Source organism: Streptomyces sp. NBC_00104 (assembly GCF_045160825.1).
GTDB lineage: Bacteria > Actinomycetota > Actinomycetes > Streptomycetales > Streptomycetaceae > Streptomyces.
On sequence record NZ_CP108215.1, the window covers coordinates 4,194,027 to 4,212,196 of the forward strand.

Sequence of the window (18,170 nt, forward strand, 5' to 3'; positions counted from 1 at the left end):
CGTGCGTGAGTACCGTTACAGGGCAGCCTTCGATGTGTGGGTATCCAGACGTGACGGAGGCCGGCTTCCAGGTGCTCTTTGAGGCACAGTGGATCCACCGCCCGGCAAGTGCGCCCGCCCTGGCGCCGGATCTTTCCTGGGACGTGGCGGGCGATCCGGACATGCTGCGGGCCTGGGCGCTCGCCTGGGACGACAGGGGCGGCAACGCGGAACTCTTCCGACCCGAACTACTCGACGACCCAGCTACCTTCGTGCTCGCTGGACAGTCCGCCGACGGCCGAGTGGTCGCCGGAGCGGTGGCGAGCCCCAGTGACCAGGTGGTCGGAATCTCCAACGTCTTCGCGCTGGACGGCGGCCCTGACGCGGCCTGCCCGGTCGTACTGGACGCCGTGAACAGGCTGTTCCCCACCCTGCCGGTGGTCGGCTACGAGCAGGGCGAGGACCTGGCGGCCGCCGTCCGCCATGGCTTCGAGCCGGTCGGTCCGCTGCGGGTCTGGCTGCACGGCCAGTAGACAGACCGGCTCCAGGGCCGGCCGAGCCCCCTGTCTCTTGACCTGACCCGGAAACAGCCACCTTCGGTGAGAACTCTGGACGCAGCCATCTCACCGTCCTGACACAGGCCAGCTCAGGACGCATCAGCGTCGTCATGATCGACGAGACACACGTCCGGCATCGCCAACACGACCTTTGAAGCACCCCGACAGCCCCGGCGGAAACCCCACTCCTACCTGTCACACCCCAGGTCAGCAGCCCGCCTTCTGCAAGATCTAGTGAGAAGGGACATCGACCCGTACGGCGATGAACCCGGGATCTCGGTGAACAGCACGCCCCAATATGGTGGACCGATGGCATCGATCAAGAAGTTCCAAGTCACCTTCGACTGCGCAGAGCCTGAGCGCCTCGCTCGTTTCTGGTGCGAGGTGCTCGGGTACGTCGTACCGCCGCCACCGGAGGGGTTTGCCACTTGGGACGATTTCAAGCGCTCGCAGCCACCTGAGCAGCGGGATTCATGGTTCGCCTGCAGTGATCCCTCAGGTGTGGGCCCGCGACTGTACTTCCAGCGCGTCCCCGAAGGCAAAGTCGTCAAGAATCGGCTGCATCTTGACGTGCGGGTCGGCACCGGACTCGTGGGTGAGGAGCGCCTCGCCGCGCTTGAGGCCGAGTGCGCACGACTGGTCCCGCTCGGCGCGGTACACGTGCGAACGCTGTATGACGGCAATGATTCGTGCATCCCGATGCAGGACATTGAGGGCAACGAGTTCTGTATCGACTGAGGGGCCGCGAACCTGTCCTCGTTCTGTCCCCATGGGCCGAGACGAAGAACCGCCCCCGACCGGTGAGGGCGCCGTGGCACAGATCGCCGGATCAGGCGCTCGGGACGGGCGAGCCGTCCGGCCCGTTCGACGGACTACGACAAGTGACCTGTTCCCATCGCTGCCGTCAGAAGGCCTGTCGCCACGGCAGTCAATCAGCTGACCAGGGACCCCATCATCTGAGAATTTCGACTTCCCCACGTCTCAACAGATCTGGTCGTCGCAGGTCACAGAACCGATCCGCCGCCCTGGCGCGGCAGGCTGAGGCTCTGGACGGTGCGACATGGCTGGGCGGCGAACCACGCAGCATTGGTCGAGCTGGCGGAGCATCGGGGGCCTGGCGACCTTAGGGCGGGGACCGTGCGCGATGCTCGGGCGCGTGTGGTCGGGGGAGGTGCCCCTGGGTGGGTGCCGGGCGGCGCGTGGTCCGGGGAGGTGCCCCTGGGTGGGTGAGAGCGGGGCGGCGCCCTCGGGCGCCCGGTGTGTGGGGGTGGTGTTTGGGGCGGCGTGTGGGGCGCTGGGTGGAGTCGATGCCTACTTGCGCTGTCACGAGACAATGGACGGTGGCCCTCCTCCCGGGACGCCCCGGGAACCGGCCACCGAACCGTCGCACGAGGAGGAGAAGACATGGCGGAGCCCACGTCGCATCGGAACGAACCGCGGCTACGCCCCGCGCCCCTGCTCTTCGAGCCGGCGGAGGCGGCCGGCGATCCCGAGCACTTCTTCGATCTGGAGTCGATCGACGATCCGCGGGCGTTGCTGTCGCGGGCGACGGAGTTGGCGCAGGCGTTTCGGGCGGCGGCGGACCGGGCCGTGGAGTTCCAGGCGATCGCGGCGGCACAGCTGGCCGATCCTCGGCGGTTCGATCGGCTGACCTCGGCGGATATCGCGGAACGGGCGGAGTGGACCGAGGACTACGCCAAGAAGATGGTCGAGTACGGGCGGGAGCTGGCGCGGGGGCGGGATGTCAGCGGGCCGGAGTCCATCTGAGCGGGCGCTGCGCGGCCGGGGGCGCCAGGCGCTCCGCTGCGTGGCTGGGGGGGTGGGTTTCGCTCACCGGCGTCGGCCGGGGGTGCCCGGCACCCCGGAGCCGTGGCCGACCGGGGGCGGGTTTCGCTCACCGGCGCCGGCCGGGTGCCGCCCGCGCCCACCCGTGCCGCCCCAGCGGCACGACTGCCCGCAGCCGGGCAGCCTGACCGTAGCCGGGCGGGGAGGCCGTGCGGTGCCCGGCGGCGTGGGGGCCCGTAGCTGGGCAGGCCTGACCGTGGCCGGGCGGGGAGGTGCCGTGCGGTGCCGGCGGCACGGGTGCCCGCAGCCGGGCGGGGAGGCAGCGCGGTGTCCGGCGGCGCGGGTGCCCGCAGCCGGGCAGCCTGACCGTAGCCGGGCGGGGAGGCTGTGCGGTGTCCGGCCGCGGACGGCGAGGCGCTGTGGCGCATCGGCGGCGAGCGGGGCGGGACCACGGGTCGGCGCAACGGCTGCCGGCTGCTGGGCGGGGAGCTGCGCAGGGCCCGGCGGTGTGGCTACGCGCCGACGGGCACGGGCTGCGCAGCGCCAGGCGGCACGGTTTTCGGGCGCCGTGCATGGCTGTGCGGGCGGGTCGCGAAACACCGTCTGGCATATGCCGGGTGGGCAAGATACCCCACTTGCCCATCTCGCGTATCAGTTTCCGGTAACCGCCCGGGGTCGGGTGGTCGCGGGCGGTAGACCTAGGTGTATGAGCAGTGGAGTCGGGACGGGCAGGTACCCGCGGGACGGGGTCGATGTCGCGGGGGTCACGGTGGAGGGGGCGACTTGGCTGGCCTCGGCAGGAACGTATCCGCGAAGCACGATGGCGCTGTGGGAGGAGCGGCCGGCCGCACCGGTGGTGCTGCCGTGCGGAACCGTGTTCGACGTCGTCAGCGTGCCGGCGTTCTTCGGGCGGCGGATGCTCGACCGGTTATGGGACGAGGGCCCCGGCTCCGGCCCGGTCGCCGTGTACCGAGGCCGCATCCTCCTGTTCGCCTCCCCGGGTACCGCCCACCGCCTGCCCACCCTCCTGGAGTGGGAGGAGTGGAGTTCCCCCGGCCGCACCGGCGACGTCCCACCCCTCCTCTGCCACGGCACCGGCGACGCCGTCACCGTTCCGGCCGTCCTCGCCCCGGACGGCCTCGGGAACACCGGCGACACCGGTGTCGGTGGCAGTGACGGCGGCAGAGCCGGCGACGGCTTCGGCGGCCCCGGCGCCGCGCTCGGCCGCCCCGGCGTCACCCTGCCCGGCTCCCGCTGGCTCGTCGCCCCGGACACCCTGCGACCTTGGCTTCCCGGGCCGGAGGTACTGCTCTGGGCAGCCGTCCGGGCGGGCCGGACGAGTGCCTCCGCGACCGTGCGCGTATCGATTTTTCCTCCCGCCGATCAGGGTGCTAAGGTCTACGACGTCAGCAGGCGCCGCTAGCTCAGTTGGTTAGAGCAGCTGACTCTTAATCAGCGGGTCCGGGGTTCGAGTCCCTGGCGGCGCACGACACGAAAGAAGCCCCTCGCGGAAGCGAGGGGCTTCTTTCGCATGCCGGTACGCCGGTACGCCGGTACGCCGGTACCCCGAGGCCCCAAGGCCCCGGCAGCCCCGTCGGCACACCACGCGCCCCGTCACCACGCCCCCGTCACCACCCACCCCCTCACCGCCCCGTCGTGATCCGCACCGTCCAGGCTCCGGACGCCGTGCGGCCCCGCACCTCCACCCGCACGCCCTCCCCCGGCACCGTGAAGCTCTCACCCACGCCCACCGGAGCGTCCGCGAGGGGCGGATAGACGGACTCCTCCCAGCAGGCCTCGGTGCGCGGATGGGAGTCGAGGACCTCGATCGGGCCACTGCCGGACTCGGCGCCGCCGCGGATGCGGTAGACGAGGACGCCCTGCGTGCAGACGGAAGCGTCGTTGCCGACCGCGCCCCGCGCCTCGATACCGAGCGCACTGTCGGGACCGGTCCGGACGACCGCCAGCTTCGTGCCCCGACCGGCCCCGAACACCCGCACCCCCGGACCGGCCGCCACCCCGCCCCCGCCGCCCCCGCCGGCACCGTCACCAGCCCCGACCCCGGCCCCAGCCCCGACCCCGGCCGCCTCAACGACACCTCCCCCACCGCCCGCGTACCCGACCGCACCGCCCTCGTCCTCACCCGTCTCCCCCTCGTACGCCCCCTTAGGCCCCGCCCCCACCGCCTCCAGCGTCAACCACGTGCTCCCCGTCCCCCGTACGCACGCCACCTGGCGCGGTTCCAGCCAGCCCAGCTTCCACTTGTGCCAGGCGAACAGGTCCGGGGCCAGAGCGAACTGGCTGCCCATGAGGTCCCAGTCGCCGACGTGGGTGTCCCAGTCGCCCTTGCCGTCGGAGGGGCGGTGGTAGAGGTCGGGGAGGTCGAAGACGTGGCCGGTCTCATGGGCGAGGACGAGACGGTCCGGCGGGTGCCGCTCGAACACGGTGACGACCCGGCGGAGATCCGTACCGTCGACCTCCAACGGGTGTTCGAGGTTGACCACCTTCGTCGCGTCCGAGTCGACGCCGGGCGCGTGCGGATCGGCGACGAAGTACACGATGTCGTAGCGGGAGAAGTCGACGTGCGGGTCGGCCGTGGCGAGCGCGTCCCTGAGATAGGCCGACCGGTGCGTCGCGTTCCAGTCACGTCGTATGGCGTACGCCGTCGACGGCCGCGGCATCTCCAGCCACGCGCGGCGCGGATGGGGGCGCAGGGCGAACTTGCCGTACGACGCGCGTTCGAAGAACTCACTGGTGGCCGGAAAATGATCCGCGGTCAGCTCGGCCGGTGTGGTGAGAGGGGCCGCGTCCGGGAATGACAAGAATACGAGTACGGCGTCGAGGTCGCGGGTGGGGCGTGGATACGCGGAGTTCCAGGTGTCGAGGCCCTCCGAATGGTGCGCCTGCGTGCGCCGCAGCGTGCACGGCTCCGACAGGGGAACGGCGGAGGGTGCCGCGATCAGAGAGGTCGCGGCGAGCGCGGTGAGGGAGGTGAGCATGGCCGCTGCACTGCGCAGACCGGGCGCCCGGTCGCCGAGGAGTTCCTTCCAGGGAAGCGGACGCTGCACGGAGACCTCCGGATGCGGATCTTGGGGACACCGCGTCCAGATTTTCGGAATTAGTAGTACTTTGCCCTGTTTGTATCCACCAGAAGGGTGAGGAACGGGCGAGAGAGGGCCGGACGGCCTCCGGAAGCCGACACCCCCGGGACACGGCCCGTCGACACCCCGGACCTCACAGAACGTCACAAGCGGTCGACGGAGCGGGGAAGCTGTTCAGGTCGGGGCAGAAACGATCTGTCAGATCAGGTCGTTGTTCAGGGAGACTGGAGAGTGGCTAGAAGGCCCTGGGGTCAGCCTCTATGATCGGCACACTTTCCTGCACGGACACGGCTTGAGCGCCCCTACGTAGTTGGTTCGGCCGCTCCGACGAGACACGAAGATCCGTACGAAAACGAGTGCACTGCGGGAGCGAACGGTGAGCGGAACGTCCCAAGGGCCGGCGCCCGCGGCAGACCTCGTCCGGCCGGCCATCACAGAGCGTCACGCGAATGCGTCAGTTCAGTCGTCCGAGTCGCCGGGGGACAGTCCCACGACGCCCGCCGCCTTCTCCGTCGCGCCGCTCGCCATGGCCGTCGTCGACCGGGACGGGCTGGTCGTCACCGCCAACGGGGCGATGGGGACGCTGCTCGGGACGGGTTCCGAGCCACTGGCCGGGCGGGTCGCCGCCGACCTGGTGGACCTCACCTCGGACACCCGCACCTGGCACGCGTACCGCGAGGTGCTGCGCGGCCGGCAGTCCCGGCTGCGCTGTACGCGCCGACTCAAACAGCCGGACGGGACCTGGCTGTGGGTGCAGGTGTCGGTGGCGCCGCTGCCCGAGGAGGAGCGGGCGGTCCTGCTCTCGGTCGCCGACATCAGCGCCAACCGCCAGCTTCAGGCCAGGCTCCGCCACCTGCAGATGCACGACCCGGTCACCCGGCTCCCCAACCGCACCCTCTTCTTCGAACAGCTCTCCTCCGCCCTCGAACGGGAGTCCTACGACGAGGCCGGCACCGGCCGGATCGGCCTGGTCTATCTGGACCTGGACGGGTTCAAGGCGGTCAACGACACCCTCGGTCACCGCGTCGGCGACCGGCTCCTCACGGCCGTGGCCGAACGACTCACCCGATGCGCCGACGAGGCCGCCCTCCTGCGCACGGCCGGGACGGCGGCCGGGGCGCCGCTGGTGGCCAGGCTCGGCGGCGACGAGTTCGCGCTGCTCGTGGAGGACTCGACCGGCACGGAGCAGCTCGCCGACCTGGCCGACTCGGTTCTCAAGGCGCTGCAGGCGCCCTTCGACCTGGCCGGTCAGCGACTGTCCGTCTCCGCCTCGATCGGGGTCGTCGAGCGGCAGTCTGCGAGCACGACGGCGACCGGGCTGATGCAGGCCGCCGACACGACGCTGTACTGGGCCAAGGCCGACGGCAAGGCCCGCTGGACGCTGTTCGACCCGGAGCGCAACGCCCACCGGATGACCCGTCAGGCCCTGTCGTCCACGCTGCGGGCGGCCGTCGGGCGGGGCGAGTTCGTCCTGGAGTACCAGCCGCTGGTGGGCATGGCGGAGGGCGAGGTGCGCGGGGTGGAGGCGCTGGTGCGCTGGCATCACCCGCAGTTCGGCCTGTTGACGCCGAATCGGTTCATCTCACTGGCCGAGGAGGACGGCTCGATCGTCCAGCTCGGACGATGGATTCTGGCCACCGCCTGTCGGCAGGCCCGCCGCTGGCAGATCGACCACCCCGAACGGGCGCCGATCTTCGTCAGCGTGAACGTGGCGGTCCGGCAGGTGTGGGACTCCGACCTGGTCGCCGACGTGGCCGAGATCCTCGCGGAGACCGGCCTCGCCCCGCAGCTGCTCCAGCTGGAGCTCACCGAGTCCGCCCTCATGGGCTCCGCCGGGCGCCCGCTCCAGGCCCTCAAGGCCCTCAGCGACATGGGCGTACGCATCGCCATCGACGACTTCGGCACGGGCTACTCCAACCTCGCGTACCTCAGCCGGCTGCCGGTGTCGGTGCTGAAGCTGGACGGGGCGTTCGTACGGGGGTTCCAGTACGAGAGCGAGGAGGAGAGCGGGGCCGCCGGGGACGACGGGCAGCCCAACCCCGCCGACGAGATCATCGTCGAGGCCCTCGTCCAGCTCGCCCACCGGCTCGGGCTGACCGTCACGGCGGAGGGCGTGGAGACCGACGCGCAGGCCTCCCGGCTGCGCCGGCTCGGCTGCGACACCGGGCAGGGGTGGCTGTACTCCCGCGCGGTGTCGCCGGAACGGATCGCGGAACTGCTGGGGGCGGCGGCCTGCCCTCAGGCCTGAGAAGCGCCCCCGGCTCCCGGCAGGTCGTAGGCGTCCGCGATCAGCTCGTACGAGCGCAGGCGCAGCTCGGGGCTGTGGGCGTGGGAGGTGAGCATCAGTTCGTCGGCGCCCGTGCGCTTCTGGAGGTCGTCCAGGCGGGTGCGGACCTCGTCGACGGTGCCGTGGACGACGTCCGCGTTCCAGGAGTCGATGAAGTCCTGTTCGACCACGCTGAATTCGTACGCCTCCGCCTCCTCCGGCGTCGGGACGAGGCCGGGGCGGCCGGTGCGCAGGCGGACCATGTTGAGCGCGGCGGCCCGGACCTGGCGGCGGGCTTCCTTCTCCTCGTCCGCGGCGAGGGCGGAGACGCCGATCAGCGCGTACGGGGCGTCCAGGACCGGCGAGGGGCGGAACGACTCGCGGTACAGGTCGAGCGCCGGGATCGTGTTCCGTGCGGAGAAGTGGTGGGCGAAGGCGAAGGGGAGGCCGAGGGAGCCGGCCAGACGGGCGCTGAAGCCGGAGGAGCCGAGCAGCCAGACCGGGGGGCGGTGCGGGGACTGGACGCCGCCCGGTGAGGTGCTCTGGATCGGGCCCGGGACCGCGTGGATACGGCGGTAGGGGTGGCCGTCGGGGAAGTCGTCGTCCAGGAAGCGGGTCAGCTCCGCGAGCTGCTCCGGGAAGTCGTCGGCGCCCTCGTTGAGGCGGGCGGAGCGGCGGAGGGCGGCGGCGGTGGCGCCGTCCGTGCCGGGGGCGCGGCCGAGGCCGAGGTCGACGCGGCCGGGGGCCATGGCTTCGAGGGTGCCGAACTGCTCCGCGATGACCAGGGGGGCGTGGTTGGGGAGCATCACGCCGCCTGAGCCGAGGCGGATGCGGGTGGTGTGGGCGGCGAGGTGGGCGAGGATCACCGCCGGGGAGGACGAGGCGACGCCGGGCATGGAGTGGTGTTCGGCCACCCAGTAGCGGTGATAGCCGCGGTCTTCCGTCTGGCGGGCGAGGGTGACGCTGGTGCGGAGGGCGTCTGTGGCGGTGCGGCCCGCGCCGACTGTGACCAGGTCGAGGACGGAGAGGGGGACCGGGGCGGTGCCCTTGGCTTCGCCTCGTATCTCGGCTGTGGTCACGGTGGGGCCTCCTGCGGGCGTGCGGCGGTGGGTACGGTTCCGTGTAACAGGAGGGTGGCTCCGGTTATTCCCGCCAGTCATTCCCGCCCCCGCCGCCCCGTCCCGTCCCGTCCCGTCCTCCAGGGGCTGCGCCCCTTCGACCCCCGGGGGGCGGGTTGGTTCGTTGTCGGCTGCGGGAGCGTCGTGGCTGGTCGCGCAGTTCCCCGCGCCCCTAAGGGGCGCGGGGTGTGCGGCCTTTTCGGCTAGCGCACCTGGACGATCGGCTCGCGCGTGAACAGTGCTCCCAGCTCCGGGGCGTTCACCCTCCTGTCCGCCAGCCTCAGGGCCTCCCAGACCGTGACCTGGTTGGCGGTGAGGACCGGTTTGCCGAGTTCCTTCTCCAGGGTGGGGATGTGGGAGGCGGTATGGAGGGCGGTGTCCGGGAGGAGGAGGGCCTCGGCCTCGGGGTGGTCGGCCGCGCGGGCCAGGGCGAGGGTTTCGTCGAGGCCCCAGGTGCCCACCTCCGCCGCCGTGATGATGCCGGCGCCCCGCACGGAGAGGACCTCGATCCCGGCCGCCGCCAGGAAGTCGACGAACATCTGGGCGATGTCGTCCGGGTAGGTCGCCGCCACGGCCACCCTGGTGGCGCCCACCTCCCGGGCCGCGTGGGCGAAGGCGAAGGAGGTGGAGGAGGCGGGCAGGCCCGCGGTGCGGGCGAGGGTGCGGATCTGGTCGTGGGCCCCTTCGTAGCCGTAGACGAAACTGCCGCTGGTGCAGGCCCAGACGACGGCCTCCGCGCCGGAGAGGCGGAGGGCCTCGCAGCCGGCGGCCAGCCGTTCGGCGGCGCCCATCTCGCGCAGGGCGTCCACCCGGTGCGCGTCCTCGCCGATGTCGGTGTGCACCACGTCCACCCGGATGTCACTGCCGAGCAGTTGCTCTATACGCGGATAGTCGTCCTCGGCGGAGTGGCCCGGGTAGAGGAAACCGAGTGCGGTCATGCCCAACCTTCCTGTTCTTCCGGCAGTACCGGCGGTGGCGGAACAGGTCCCGCACCGAATGTCTGCCTGGCCGACTCGTCGAGCAGAGCCTGGTACGGACCCACCGCCCGGGTACCCAGATGACGCAGCGCCGCCCATATCGTCACCTGGTTGGCCGAGAGAACGGGCATCCGCAGTTCCGCTTCCAACTGGGGGATGACGTCGTACGTGGGAAGGTTGGTGCAGGAGATGAAGAGGGCGTCCGGCGCCGCCCCCCGGACAGCCTGGCGGGCCATGGCGACCACATCGTGGTACGGGACCTTCCAGATGTGCCGGACCAGGCCGAGCGAGGACCGGCCGGTGACCAGGATGCCCGCCTCGGCGAGGTACTCCTCCAGGGACTGGGTGACCGAGACGGTGTACGGGGTGACCAGGGCGATACGGCGGGCGTTCAGCTCGGCCAGGGCGGCGAGCATCGCGCCGGAGGTGGTGACCGCGTGCGCGGCGCCCGCGCGGGTCATCGCCTCGCCCATCGCGCGCTCCCCGGCCACCCCGCCGACGAAGCTGCCGCTGGTGCAGGCGTAGGCCACGACCTCGGGCGCGACCTCGTTCAGGGCCCGGACCGCCTCGTGGAGCGTCTCGTGCTCGGAGACCAGGCGGGCCAGGTCGAGGCTCACCTCGACCGGGACGTACGGGGTCCGGGTGAGATGCAGGGAGACGTCGTCCGGGACCCAGCGCCACAGCTCGCGGTCGAGGGCGAAGTCGAACGGGGCGATGACACCGACGCCGCGCTGGGGACGGGGTCCACCGAGGAAGGAGACGTTCATGACAGCCACCGGCCTCACGGAGAGAGATGTGCGGACGACAGACCGTGCGCAAGTCCGTGTTGACGAAGGTAGGTTCGGGTGCGAGCGTGGTCAATCAGTGCATGTCACACGCATCTCGTGGGGCCGGTAGAACCGCTTCCGTTTGTGATTGGTCTCTTGCGGTCGGTCTCGTGGTCGGTCTCTTGTGGTCTGTCTTTTGTGGTCTGTCTTTGTGATTGGTGTCTTACGCCTATGACCTCGTCGCAGCGCCCGCACCTCCTCGTGCTCGACACCGAGCCACGTCCCCGCCTCGGGCGGCTCACCGGACGGGCCACGGTCGAGTACGCCGACGCCTCGACGCTGGCCGCGCGGCTGCCGTACGCCGATGTGCTGCTGGTGTGGGACTTCACCTCGCGCGCGGTGCGGGACGCCTGGCCGGGCCACGGGCCCCGGCCGCGCTGGGTGCACACGGCCAGTGCGGGTGTCGACCATCTGCTGGGCCCCGGACTCGCCGCCGACGAGGACACCGTGGTGACGAACGCGCGCGGGGTGTTCGAGGCGCCGATCGCCGAGTACGTCGCCGCGCTCGTGCTCGCCATGGCCAAGGATCTGCCGCGCAGCTGGGAGCTGCAGGGGCGGCGGGAGTGGCGGCACCGGGAGGCGCTGCGGGTGGCGGGCGGCCGGGCCTGTGTGGTGGGGTCCGGGCCGATCGGCCGGGCGATCGCGCGCCACCTCAAGGCCCTCGGCCTCCATACGGCCCTGGTCGGCCGGACCGCGCGGGCCGGTGTCCACGGCCCCGAGGAGCTCGACCGGCTGCTGGCCCGCGCCGACTGGGTGATCGCGGCCGCGCCGCTGACGGAGGCCACGTCCGGCATGTTCGACGCCCGGCGGTTCGGGGTCATGCAGCCGTCCGCGCGGTTCGTCAACGTGGGGCGTGGGCAGCTCGTGGTGGAGGACGCGCTCGTCGAGGCGCTGCGGAAGCGGTGGATCGCGGGGGCGGCGCTGGATGTCTTCGAGCGCGAGCCGCTGGGCCCGGACGATCCGCTGTGGGAGGTGCCCGGACTGATCGTCTCTCCCCACATGAGCGGGGACACGGTGGGGTGGCGGGACGAACTCGGCTCCCAGTTCGTGGAGTTGTTCGAGCTGTGGGAGGCGGGAAAGCCGCTGCCCAACGTGGTCGACAAGCAGCGCGGGTACGTGCCCGGGCACTGAACTCCCCTGGAAGGGGCCGCATGCCTGAACTGCCGGAACTGCCGGAGCCGACGCACCCGACGAACCTGATGAACGCGATGAACGCGACGAACGCGACGAACGCGACGAACGCGACGCACCTGACGTCGCTGTCCGCAGTACGCCTGGTCGAGGGGTACCGCAAGGGCGAGTTCAGCCCGGTGGACGTCGCGCGCGAGGCCCTCGAACGGGCCGAGCGGGTACAGCCTGCCGTGAACGCGTTCGTGCGTATCGACGCCGGGACGGCCCTCGCGCAGGCGCGGGAGTCGGAGGGGCGCTGGCGGCGCGGGGAGCCGGCCGGGGCGGTGGACGGGGTGCCGGTCACGGTGAAGGACATCCTGCTGATGCGGGGCGGGCCGACCCTGAAGGGCTCCAAGACCATCTCGGCCGAGGGGAGTTGGGACGAGGACGCGCCTTCCGTGGCCCGGCTGCGGGAGCAGGGCGCCGTCTTCCTGGGGAAGACCACGACGCCCGAGTTCGGCTGGAAGGGCGTCACCGACTCGCCGCTGAGCGGGGTGACACGGAATCCGTACGACCTCTCGCGTACGGCCGGGGGCTCCAGCGGGGGCGCCGCGGCGGCCGTCGCGCTCGGGGCCGGGCCGCTGGCGCTGGGCACGGACGGGGGTGGCAGCGTGCGTATCCCGGCCGCCTTCTGCGGGGTGTTCGGGCTGAAGCCGACGTACGGGCGGGTGCCGCTGTATCCCGCGAGCGCCTTCGGGACGCTGGCCCATGTGGGGCCGCTGACGCGGGACGCGGCGGACGCCGCGCTGATGCTGGACGTCGTCGCCGGGCCCGACGCGCGGGACTGGTCGGGGCTCGGGCCCACGCCCGGGTCGTTCGTGGACGCGCTCGCCGGTGGGGTGCGGGGGCTGCGGATCGCGTACTCGCCGTCGCTGGGCGGACAGGTCGCCGTACAGCCGGGCGTCGCCCTCGCGGTGCGGCGGGCCGTGGAGGGGCTCGCCGGACTCGGGGCGTACGTCAGCGAGGCCGACCCCGACTTCTCCGATCCCGTCGAGGCGTTCCACACGCTGTGGTTCAGCGGGGCGGCCCGGGTGACGCAGCGGCTCGGGCCGCGTCAGGCGGAGGTGCTGGACCCCGGGTTGCGGGAGATCCGGGAGCTCGGGGTGCGGCTCTCCGCGCTCGACTATCTGGCCGCGGTGGATGTGCGGATGGATCTCGGGCGGCGGATGGGCGCGTTCCATGAGCGGTACGACGTTCTGGTCACGCCCGCGTTGCCGGTGACGGCCTTCGAGGCGGGGGTCGAGGTGCCGCGTGGCTCCGGGCATCGGCGCTGGACCGGCTGGACGCCGTTCACGTATCCCTTCAACCTGACGCAGCAGCCGGCGGCGAGTGTTCCCGTGGGCCTGGACGGGGACGGGCTGCCGGTGGGGCTTCAGGTGGTCGCGGCCCGGCACCGGGACGACCTGGTGCTGCGGGTGGCGCATGCGTTGTACGAGGCGGGGGTGGCTCCGGCCCGCATGTGATCGGGTCGGGCTGCCCCGCGGGCGGGTTCTCCTCGCGTCGTAAGCAGTTGTTGTCTTTCCGATCTTGAGGGATACGCGTCGAACGGTAGTAGTGCCGATCGGGTGGTCGCGGGGCGCTCGGCGCATGCGCTGAGGGAAACGCGTCCGCCCCGCACCGGTCAGTGGGGGACGGACGCGTTCGGCGGGTCAGTCGCAGACAAGGCCCCATGAATTGTTGGGACGCCAGGTCCTCTCACCGGAGCCTGCGCCCTTCCAACTGAAAGTCGCCACCACGCCGAAACTCTGCCGTGGCCAGTTACACGGGTTGACGGAGCTGGTGCCGGCAAAGTCCTCGGTGCCATGCCAGCCGTCGCCGTCCTTCGCGGTGCGCAGCGTCACCCAGCCGCTGTCAATGCTGAAGCGCTGAAGCTTCACGTTGGTGACCTTGACCTGGTAGCTGCCGCCACCGGCGACGTCGGTGATCTTCGCCCGCGCTCGGTAGGTGTCGGCGGTCTCGTCCCACCAGACGGCGGCGCAGCGCTTGACTTGGGTGCCATAGCACTCCCATGCGCTTTCCGCGGATGCCGACGACGGGGTGAAGACGATCGACGCGCCAAGCGCCCCGGCGACCAACGTGCCGGTGGTGCCGAACCGGCCCACACGCCTGAGCCTCATGAAAACCCCTTCTGATGTGCCAGTGGAAGATCTCTGGTTCTTCTTACGTGCCATCGGGCTTGGACACCTGGACGCTCATCGTCCACCGCACAGTGTCCGGCGCCTCGATCGAGACTTGCCCCTCGCGTTTCGTGGAGAGGTTGAGTTCGTGTGCGTAGTAGCTGACCTCACCGCTCTTACAGTCGGTCGAGAAGGTCGCTACGGTTTCGACGACGACGTCGACCATCGGCGATCCGGAATCAGCCACGCAATCGAGCGCAATCAATGTGACGCCCTTTGGCAGCGGAACTGGGCTGAATACGTCACTGCCACGCGTCGCCCCTTGGGACAAGACCTCAGTGAACCCCATCTCCAGTTCGGGCGCGGACAGCGCCGGTGGCGCCTTGGACACCGTGGGCGATGGGGTACCTGTTTGGGAACCCCGGGTTTCCCCGCCCCCGGTGCAGGCCGCGACCGCGGAGACGAAGGCTGCGGCCGCCAAAAGCGCCACAGTCCGCCGCATCAGGAGTTGGTCTCCCAGTACCGGAATCCCTGCCTCTTGTTCGCCAGCTCCACGGTCGCGGTCTTCCGTTGCGACTTGCTGCAGTCAGGGAGCGTGAGGTACTTCTCCACCTTGGCGGTGTGCCCCTTCACCCCGTACTGCACGTTGCCGTACTTGCCCCTCCTGATCTCGCGCTCGTAGGAGTGGCTGGCAGTCCACGTAGCCTTGACTTGGACGCCCGTGCTGACCTCCGCCTTCGCTTCGGCGACAGCGGCCTTGACACTCACCCCGAGCGTGCCGGTGATCGACGTACCCATCTCCCCTGCTTTGATCTTCGTGAGGGTCATCTTTCCGCCGGGCCCGTCCGAGTAGACAGGGCCCCTGCCGAAGAACTTGGACTTGTAGCCGTAGACGTTCTTCACCCATACCCTGTCGCACCTGCCAAGCGTCCCCGCGTCCCCCGAGCCGGCTGCCGCCGCCGTGGACGGCGCGGCGAGAACACCGCCGAGGAGGCCGGCCAGAAGAGCCCCGGCGGCCGCGGTCGACTTCGCGCGCCCTCTTCCGATTCTGGTCAATTCAGCTCCACCTTCCGTTTTTTGGAACGGACTGCCCGAATTCCCCCTTCGGGCGGCCCGGATCGAAGATTACGGGGCGGGCCGCAGAAGGGCATGTCACGCAAACACGTGACAACACCGGTGCGCTGACCGCGTGTTGATCTAAGTTGGGAAGGATCCAGGTGGGGAGGCGGGCCTCATCGGCATACGGGGGAAACACTGTGAAGAATGTGGTCGGATTCCTTGCTTTTCGTGGTGGAGACGTGAATTCCTTTGTGGAGGAGGCGTGCTGACGCAGGGGCCCGCCCAACTTCAGCTTCTGCGTAGGTCCGCACGTCTGTCCGCTGTCCTGAGATCAGTCAGTGCCGTCGGAGCGACTCTGGTCGCCGTGGTCGGCTTCGCACCGCCCGCCCGCTCGGTCTGGGTGGCCGTCGCGGTCGTCGGACTGCTTGTGTGGAGCGGTCTGTTCACCGTTCTGACGCTCAGGCCGGAACCTCGTCCCTGGCTCTACGCCGGTGATGTCGCCGTCGTTCTCGTGCTCTGCCTGGCGCAGGGCAGCCTTGTCCCAGCCGAGGTCCTGGGAGCGAGTGCGGGCTCCGGATGGATCGACATGGTCGCCCGCACCGGCGTCTTCATCGCACAGTTCATGCTGCGGCAACCCCTGGCGATAGGCGCCGCGATCGCCATCGCGGCGGCTCACGCGATGGGCGCCGGCGTACGAGACGCCTCCGTCGTCCTGGTGCTCCAGGGGCTGCTCGCCGCCGCTGTCGTGGTCCTGCTGCGACATGGAGCGCGCAGGGCGGACCTCGCGCTGTCCGAGGAGGCGTCGGCGCGCGCGTCGGCGCGGGCCCGGTCCGCCGCCCGCACCGACGAACTCGACCAGCAGCGGCTGTTGCACGACACCGTGCTCGCCACGCTCACCATGGTGGGCACCGGCAGCATCACCCGTGACTCTGCCGCGCTGCCGGAACGGGCCGCGGCCGACCTGGCCATCATTGCGGACCTGCGGGCGCATCCCGGCGTGGCACGTGATGTGGCGCGGGCTCCCGCACCGCTGGATGTCGCGCTGCGCACCGTCGTACTGACGCACCGCGTCGGCCTCCCGCCACTGGAAATCGAGTTCGACGTGCCGCCGCTGGACCTGCCCCACGAGGTCGTGGAAGCCGTCTCGCTAGGGGTCGCCGAGGCCCTGGCCAACGTGGCCCGGCACGCGAACACCCGTGCTGCCCGGGTCACGGCCAGGCGCGTCGGGGAGGGCGTCGCCGTCGAAGTCTGCGACAGCGGACGCGGGTTCGACCCTGCGGCTGTTCCCTCCCACCGGCGCGGCCTGCGGGAATCGGTCCACGGCCGGATGCGTGCTGTGGGCGGCAGCGCCCGGGCGGCATCGTCCCCCGGCGCCGGCACCCAGGTCGTGCTGAGGTGGGAACCGTGACCGCCGACGTCGTCGAGGGTGTGGTCGCCACCCGCTTTGCCAAGGTTGTCGATATCGGGCTGGTGGCGATCGTCGGCGTCTGGCACCTGGGTCTGGACACCCTGCGGGTGCTCAGGGGCTGGCCGGAGTACGAGCCGCAGGCCGCCGCCGCGGGCGCCTGGCTGGCCCTCACGGTCATCCAGACGGCCGGTTCCGTCCTGCTGCTGCGTTCCGCGCTCAGCGGGCACACCGCGCGGATGCTTGCGGGGGCGGCGCTGGTCGCCGGCATCGTCGCCGCCGCCGCGTACCCGCCGGGCGGCGCGATCAGCGACGTGAGCTGGGCGTGGAACACCGTGGGCTGGTTCGGCATGCTGCTTCTGATGCAGCGTCCGCTGTGGGAGCTGATCACCCTGCTCGGCGCCAACACCGCTGTCACGGTGGGCTTCCTGGCAGCCGACGGCGCGCTCGACCACGTCACCGTCTCCCGTCTGCTGGCCGCGGTTTACGTCACCGCCGGTATCCAGTTGACCTTCACGTACCTGGTACGGCAGCTCAACGACGGTGCGAGGGAAGCCACCGAGATCGCTGCGGGGCAGGCGGAGCACCTCGCCCGTGCCACCGCCGACGAGGCCGTGCACGCCGAGCGCCGGCGCCGCTACGAGTACCTGCGCATCAGAGTGGAACCGCTGCTGCGTGGTCTGGCGGAACGTCAACTGGACCCGGGGGACCCCGTCGTACGCCAGCGCGCCGCCGTGGAGGCGGCACGCCTGCGGAGGCTGTTCGTGGAGACGGACGACACCCCGCACCCGCTCCTGCACGAACTGCGGGCCTGTGCCGATGTCGCCGAGCGGCGCGGCGTACGCGTGGCCCTGCTGAGCTACGGCGACCTGCCCGAGCTGCCGGCATCCGTCCGCCGAGAACTGGCGGACGGGGCCCTGCTGGTCCTGGCCGCCGCCGCCACCCGAGCGCGGGTGACCGTGGTGACGTCGCCCGAGGAGGTTGTGGTGAGCGTGGTGGCCGACGCCCCGCCGGAAACGCTCGTGGAACCGCCGGGCCCTCTCACCGTATCCTCCACATACGACCAGGAGGAGGACCAGTTGTGGTGGGAAACCCGATGGCCCGTACGACCGGCCCCCTGACCGTCGCCATCATCGACGATCACCCTGTCGTCATCGAAGGCATCCAGACCTGGCTGTCCGAGGAACCGCGGATCTCGGTGGGGTACACCGGCGAGACCTCGGATGTGGAGCCCGGCGTCGCGGATGTCCTCATTCTCGATCTGAATCTGCACGGCAGACTCGTGATCGGCGATATCGCCACGCTGGCCGCGGCGGGTCAACGGGTCATCGCCTTCTCGCAGTTCACCGAGCAGCGGGTGGTGCTCGAATCGCTGGAGGCCGGCGCATGCGAGTTCGTCGCGAAGAACGAGGGGCGGGCGCACCTGGTGAACACGGTGTTGGCGGCGGCGGGCGACAGGCCGTACGTCACGCCGACGGCTGCGGGCGTCCTCGTCGGTGATCGCGGCGCGAACAGGCCCAAGCTGTCCTCGCAGGAACGTACCGCGCTGCTGTGGTGGTTCCAGTCCATGTCGAAGGCTTCGGTCGCCCGGCGCATGGGTGTATCGGTTCACACTGTCGACGTCTACATCCGTCGGGCGCGAGTCAAGTACGCGCAGGTCGGCAGGTCCGCACCGACGAAGGCGGACATGCTGGCCCGGGCGATCGAGGACGGCTTGGTGAAGCCCGACGACATCACGGGCTACGGGTCAGCGGCGGTCGGCGTGGGTTGACCACGTAAGAACAGCAGGTCCTTCTGAATAGCGCGCCT

The 18,170-nt window shown here is 70.9% G+C and carries 16 protein-coding genes, 1 tRNA gene and 1 pseudogene; 11 read left to right on the plus strand and 7 right to left on the minus strand.

Annotated features, from left to right (window positions below):
- Positions 1 to 47: 47 nt before the first annotated feature.
- The 5 genes and pseudogenes from OG272_RS18365 to OG272_RS18385 all read left to right on the plus strand — a co-directional run.
- A pseudogene (locus tag OG272_RS18365) lies at positions 48 to 512 on the plus strand (hypothetical protein); the annotation flags it as partial.
- A 333-nt stretch (positions 513 to 845) separates the two neighbouring features.
- Positions 846 to 1,274: a VOC family protein gene (locus OG272_RS18370; protein WP_326582559.1), complete on the plus strand. Its 429-nt coding sequence runs from the start codon at positions 846 to 848 to the stop codon at positions 1,272 to 1,274.
- 666 nt (positions 1,275 to 1,940) lie between these two features.
- Positions 1,941 to 2,303 (plus strand): hypothetical protein, encoded by a 363-nt coding sequence (locus tag OG272_RS18375; protein WP_327729560.1) that lies wholly within the window; start codon positions 1,941 to 1,943, stop codon positions 2,301 to 2,303.
- Between the two features lie 724 nt (positions 2,304 to 3,027).
- Positions 3,028 to 3,744 (plus strand): bifunctional DNA primase/polymerase, encoded by a 717-nt coding sequence (locus tag OG272_RS18380; protein WP_327729559.1) that lies wholly within the window; start codon positions 3,028 to 3,030, stop codon positions 3,742 to 3,744.
- Positions 3,735 to 3,808: transfer RNA gene (locus tag OG272_RS18385), tRNA-Lys, on the plus strand. Before OG272_RS18380 ends, OG272_RS18385 begins: the two co-directional genes overlap by 10 nt.
- Positions 3,809 to 3,964: 156 nt before the next feature.
- On the opposite strand, the gene OG272_RS18390 is transcribed toward OG272_RS18385, so the two are convergent.
- Entirely contained in the window at positions 3,965 to 5,389 is a 1,425-nt protein-coding gene (locus tag OG272_RS18390; RefSeq protein WP_326582556.1) for a M6 family metalloprotease domain-containing protein, read from the minus strand.
- 409 nt (positions 5,390 to 5,798) lie between these two features.
- On the opposite strand from OG272_RS18390, the gene OG272_RS18395 reads away from it, so the two are divergent.
- A complete protein-coding gene (locus OG272_RS18395; protein ID WP_326582555.1) occupies positions 5,799 to 7,670 on the plus strand; it encodes an EAL domain-containing protein in 1,872 nt (623 codons plus the stop codon).
- Here the strand turns inward: OG272_RS18395 and OG272_RS18400 are convergent.
- The 3 genes from OG272_RS18400 to OG272_RS18410 form a co-directional block, all read right to left on the minus strand.
- Positions 7,661 to 8,767 carry an LLM class flavin-dependent oxidoreductase gene (locus OG272_RS18400; protein WP_326582554.1) on the minus strand — a complete coding sequence of 369 codons (1,107 nt, stop codon included), beginning with the start codon at positions 8,765 to 8,767 and terminating at the stop codon, positions 7,661 to 7,663. The two genes, OG272_RS18395 and OG272_RS18400, sit on opposite strands and share 10 nt — an antisense overlap.
- Positions 8,768 to 9,009: 242 nt before the next feature.
- A complete protein-coding gene (locus OG272_RS18405) occupies positions 9,010 to 9,744 on the minus strand; it encodes a decarboxylase (RefSeq protein WP_326582553.1) in 735 nt (244 codons plus the stop codon).
- Complete coding sequence (locus OG272_RS18410) at positions 9,741 to 10,550, minus strand: decarboxylase (RefSeq protein WP_326585810.1); 810 nt, start codon at positions 10,548 to 10,550, stop codon at positions 9,741 to 9,743. Before OG272_RS18410 ends, OG272_RS18405 begins: the two co-directional genes overlap by 4 nt.
- Positions 10,551 to 10,781: 231 nt before the next feature.
- On the opposite strand from OG272_RS18410, the gene OG272_RS18415 reads away from it, so the two are divergent.
- Together OG272_RS18415 and OG272_RS18420 are read left to right on the plus strand one after the other, a co-directional pair.
- Entirely contained in the window at positions 10,782 to 11,741 is a 960-nt protein-coding gene (locus tag OG272_RS18415) for a D-2-hydroxyacid dehydrogenase (protein WP_326582552.1), read from the plus strand.
- Between the two features lie 77 nt (positions 11,742 to 11,818).
- The gene (locus OG272_RS18420; protein WP_405896033.1) at positions 11,819 to 13,243 is read left to right on the plus strand and encodes an amidase; all 1,425 of its coding nucleotides are present in this window, start codon (positions 11,819 to 11,821) and stop codon (positions 13,241 to 13,243) included.
- A gap of 186 nt (positions 13,244 to 13,429) precedes the next feature.
- Here OG272_RS18420 and OG272_RS18425 read toward each other — a convergent pair whose 3' ends face one another.
- The 3 genes from OG272_RS18425 to OG272_RS18435 all read right to left on the minus strand — a co-directional run bounded on the left by OG272_RS18425 (position 13,430) and on the right by OG272_RS18435 (position 14,953).
- The gene (locus tag OG272_RS18425; RefSeq protein WP_327729555.1) at positions 13,430 to 13,951 is read right to left on the minus strand and encodes a hypothetical protein; all 522 of its coding nucleotides are present in this window, start codon (positions 13,949 to 13,951) and stop codon (positions 13,430 to 13,432) included.
- A complete protein-coding gene (locus OG272_RS18430) occupies positions 13,941 to 14,288 on the minus strand; it encodes a hypothetical protein (protein WP_405894070.1) in 348 nt (115 codons plus the stop codon). Before OG272_RS18430 ends, OG272_RS18425 begins: the two co-directional genes overlap by 11 nt.
- 110 nt (positions 14,289 to 14,398) lie before the next feature.
- Positions 14,399 to 14,953, minus strand: a complete 555-nt coding sequence (locus tag OG272_RS18435) for a hypothetical protein (protein WP_326582549.1) — start codon at positions 14,951 to 14,953, stop codon at positions 14,399 to 14,401.
- A gap of 367 nt (positions 14,954 to 15,320) precedes the next feature.
- Between OG272_RS18435 and OG272_RS18440 the strand changes: the two genes are divergently transcribed.
- Genes OG272_RS18440 through OG272_RS18450 form a run of 3 tightly spaced genes read left to right on the plus strand, consistent with a single transcriptional unit; the run spans position 15,321 to position 18,132 of the window.
- Positions 15,321 to 16,364 (plus strand): ATP-binding protein, encoded by a 1,044-nt coding sequence (locus OG272_RS18440; RefSeq protein WP_327729553.1) that lies wholly within the window; start codon positions 15,321 to 15,323, stop codon positions 16,362 to 16,364.
- Positions 16,361 to 17,482 carry a hypothetical protein gene (locus OG272_RS18445; protein ID WP_326582547.1) on the plus strand — a complete coding sequence of 374 codons (1,122 nt, stop codon included), beginning with the start codon at positions 16,361 to 16,363 and terminating at the stop codon, positions 17,480 to 17,482. The genes OG272_RS18440 and OG272_RS18445 overlap by 4 nt, the downstream gene beginning before the upstream one ends.
- Positions 17,458 to 18,132, plus strand: a complete 675-nt coding sequence (locus tag OG272_RS18450; protein WP_326582546.1) for a response regulator — start codon at positions 17,458 to 17,460, stop codon at positions 18,130 to 18,132. Before OG272_RS18445 ends, OG272_RS18450 begins: the two co-directional genes overlap by 25 nt.
- Positions 18,133 to 18,170: the final 38 nt, after the last annotated feature.

Bases quoted from the DNA above. Each gene is read 5' to 3' on its own strand.
- OG272_RS18370 (WP_326582559.1), top strand. From the start codon at position 846: ATGGCATCGATCAAGAAGTTCCAAGTCACCTTCGACTGCGCAGAGCCT.
- OG272_RS18375 (WP_327729560.1), top strand. From the start codon at position 1,941: ATGGCGGAGCCCACGTCGCATCGGAACGAACCGCGGCTACGCCCCGCG.
- OG272_RS18380 (WP_327729559.1), top strand. From the start codon at position 3,028: ATGAGCAGTGGAGTCGGGACGGGCAGGTACCCGCGGGACGGGGTCGAT.
- OG272_RS18405 (WP_326582553.1), bottom strand. From the start codon at position 9,744: ATGACCGCACTCGGTTTCCTCTACCCGGGCCACTCCGCCGAGGACGAC.
- OG272_RS18410 (WP_326585810.1), bottom strand. From the start codon at position 10,550: ATGAACGTCTCCTTCCTCGGTGGACCCCGTCCCCAGCGCGGCGTCGGT.
- OG272_RS18415 (WP_326582552.1), top strand. From the start codon at position 10,782: ATGACCTCGTCGCAGCGCCCGCACCTCCTCGTGCTCGACACCGAGCCA.
- OG272_RS18420 (WP_405896033.1), top strand. From the start codon at position 11,819: ATGAACGCGACGAACGCGACGAACGCGACGAACGCGACGCACCTGACG.
- OG272_RS18425 (WP_327729555.1), bottom strand. From the start codon at position 13,951: ATGGCACGTAAGAAGAACCAGAGATCTTCCACTGGCACATCAGAAGGG.
- OG272_RS18450 (WP_326582546.1), top strand. From the start codon at position 17,458: ATGGCCCGTACGACCGGCCCCCTGACCGTCGCCATCATCGACGATCAC.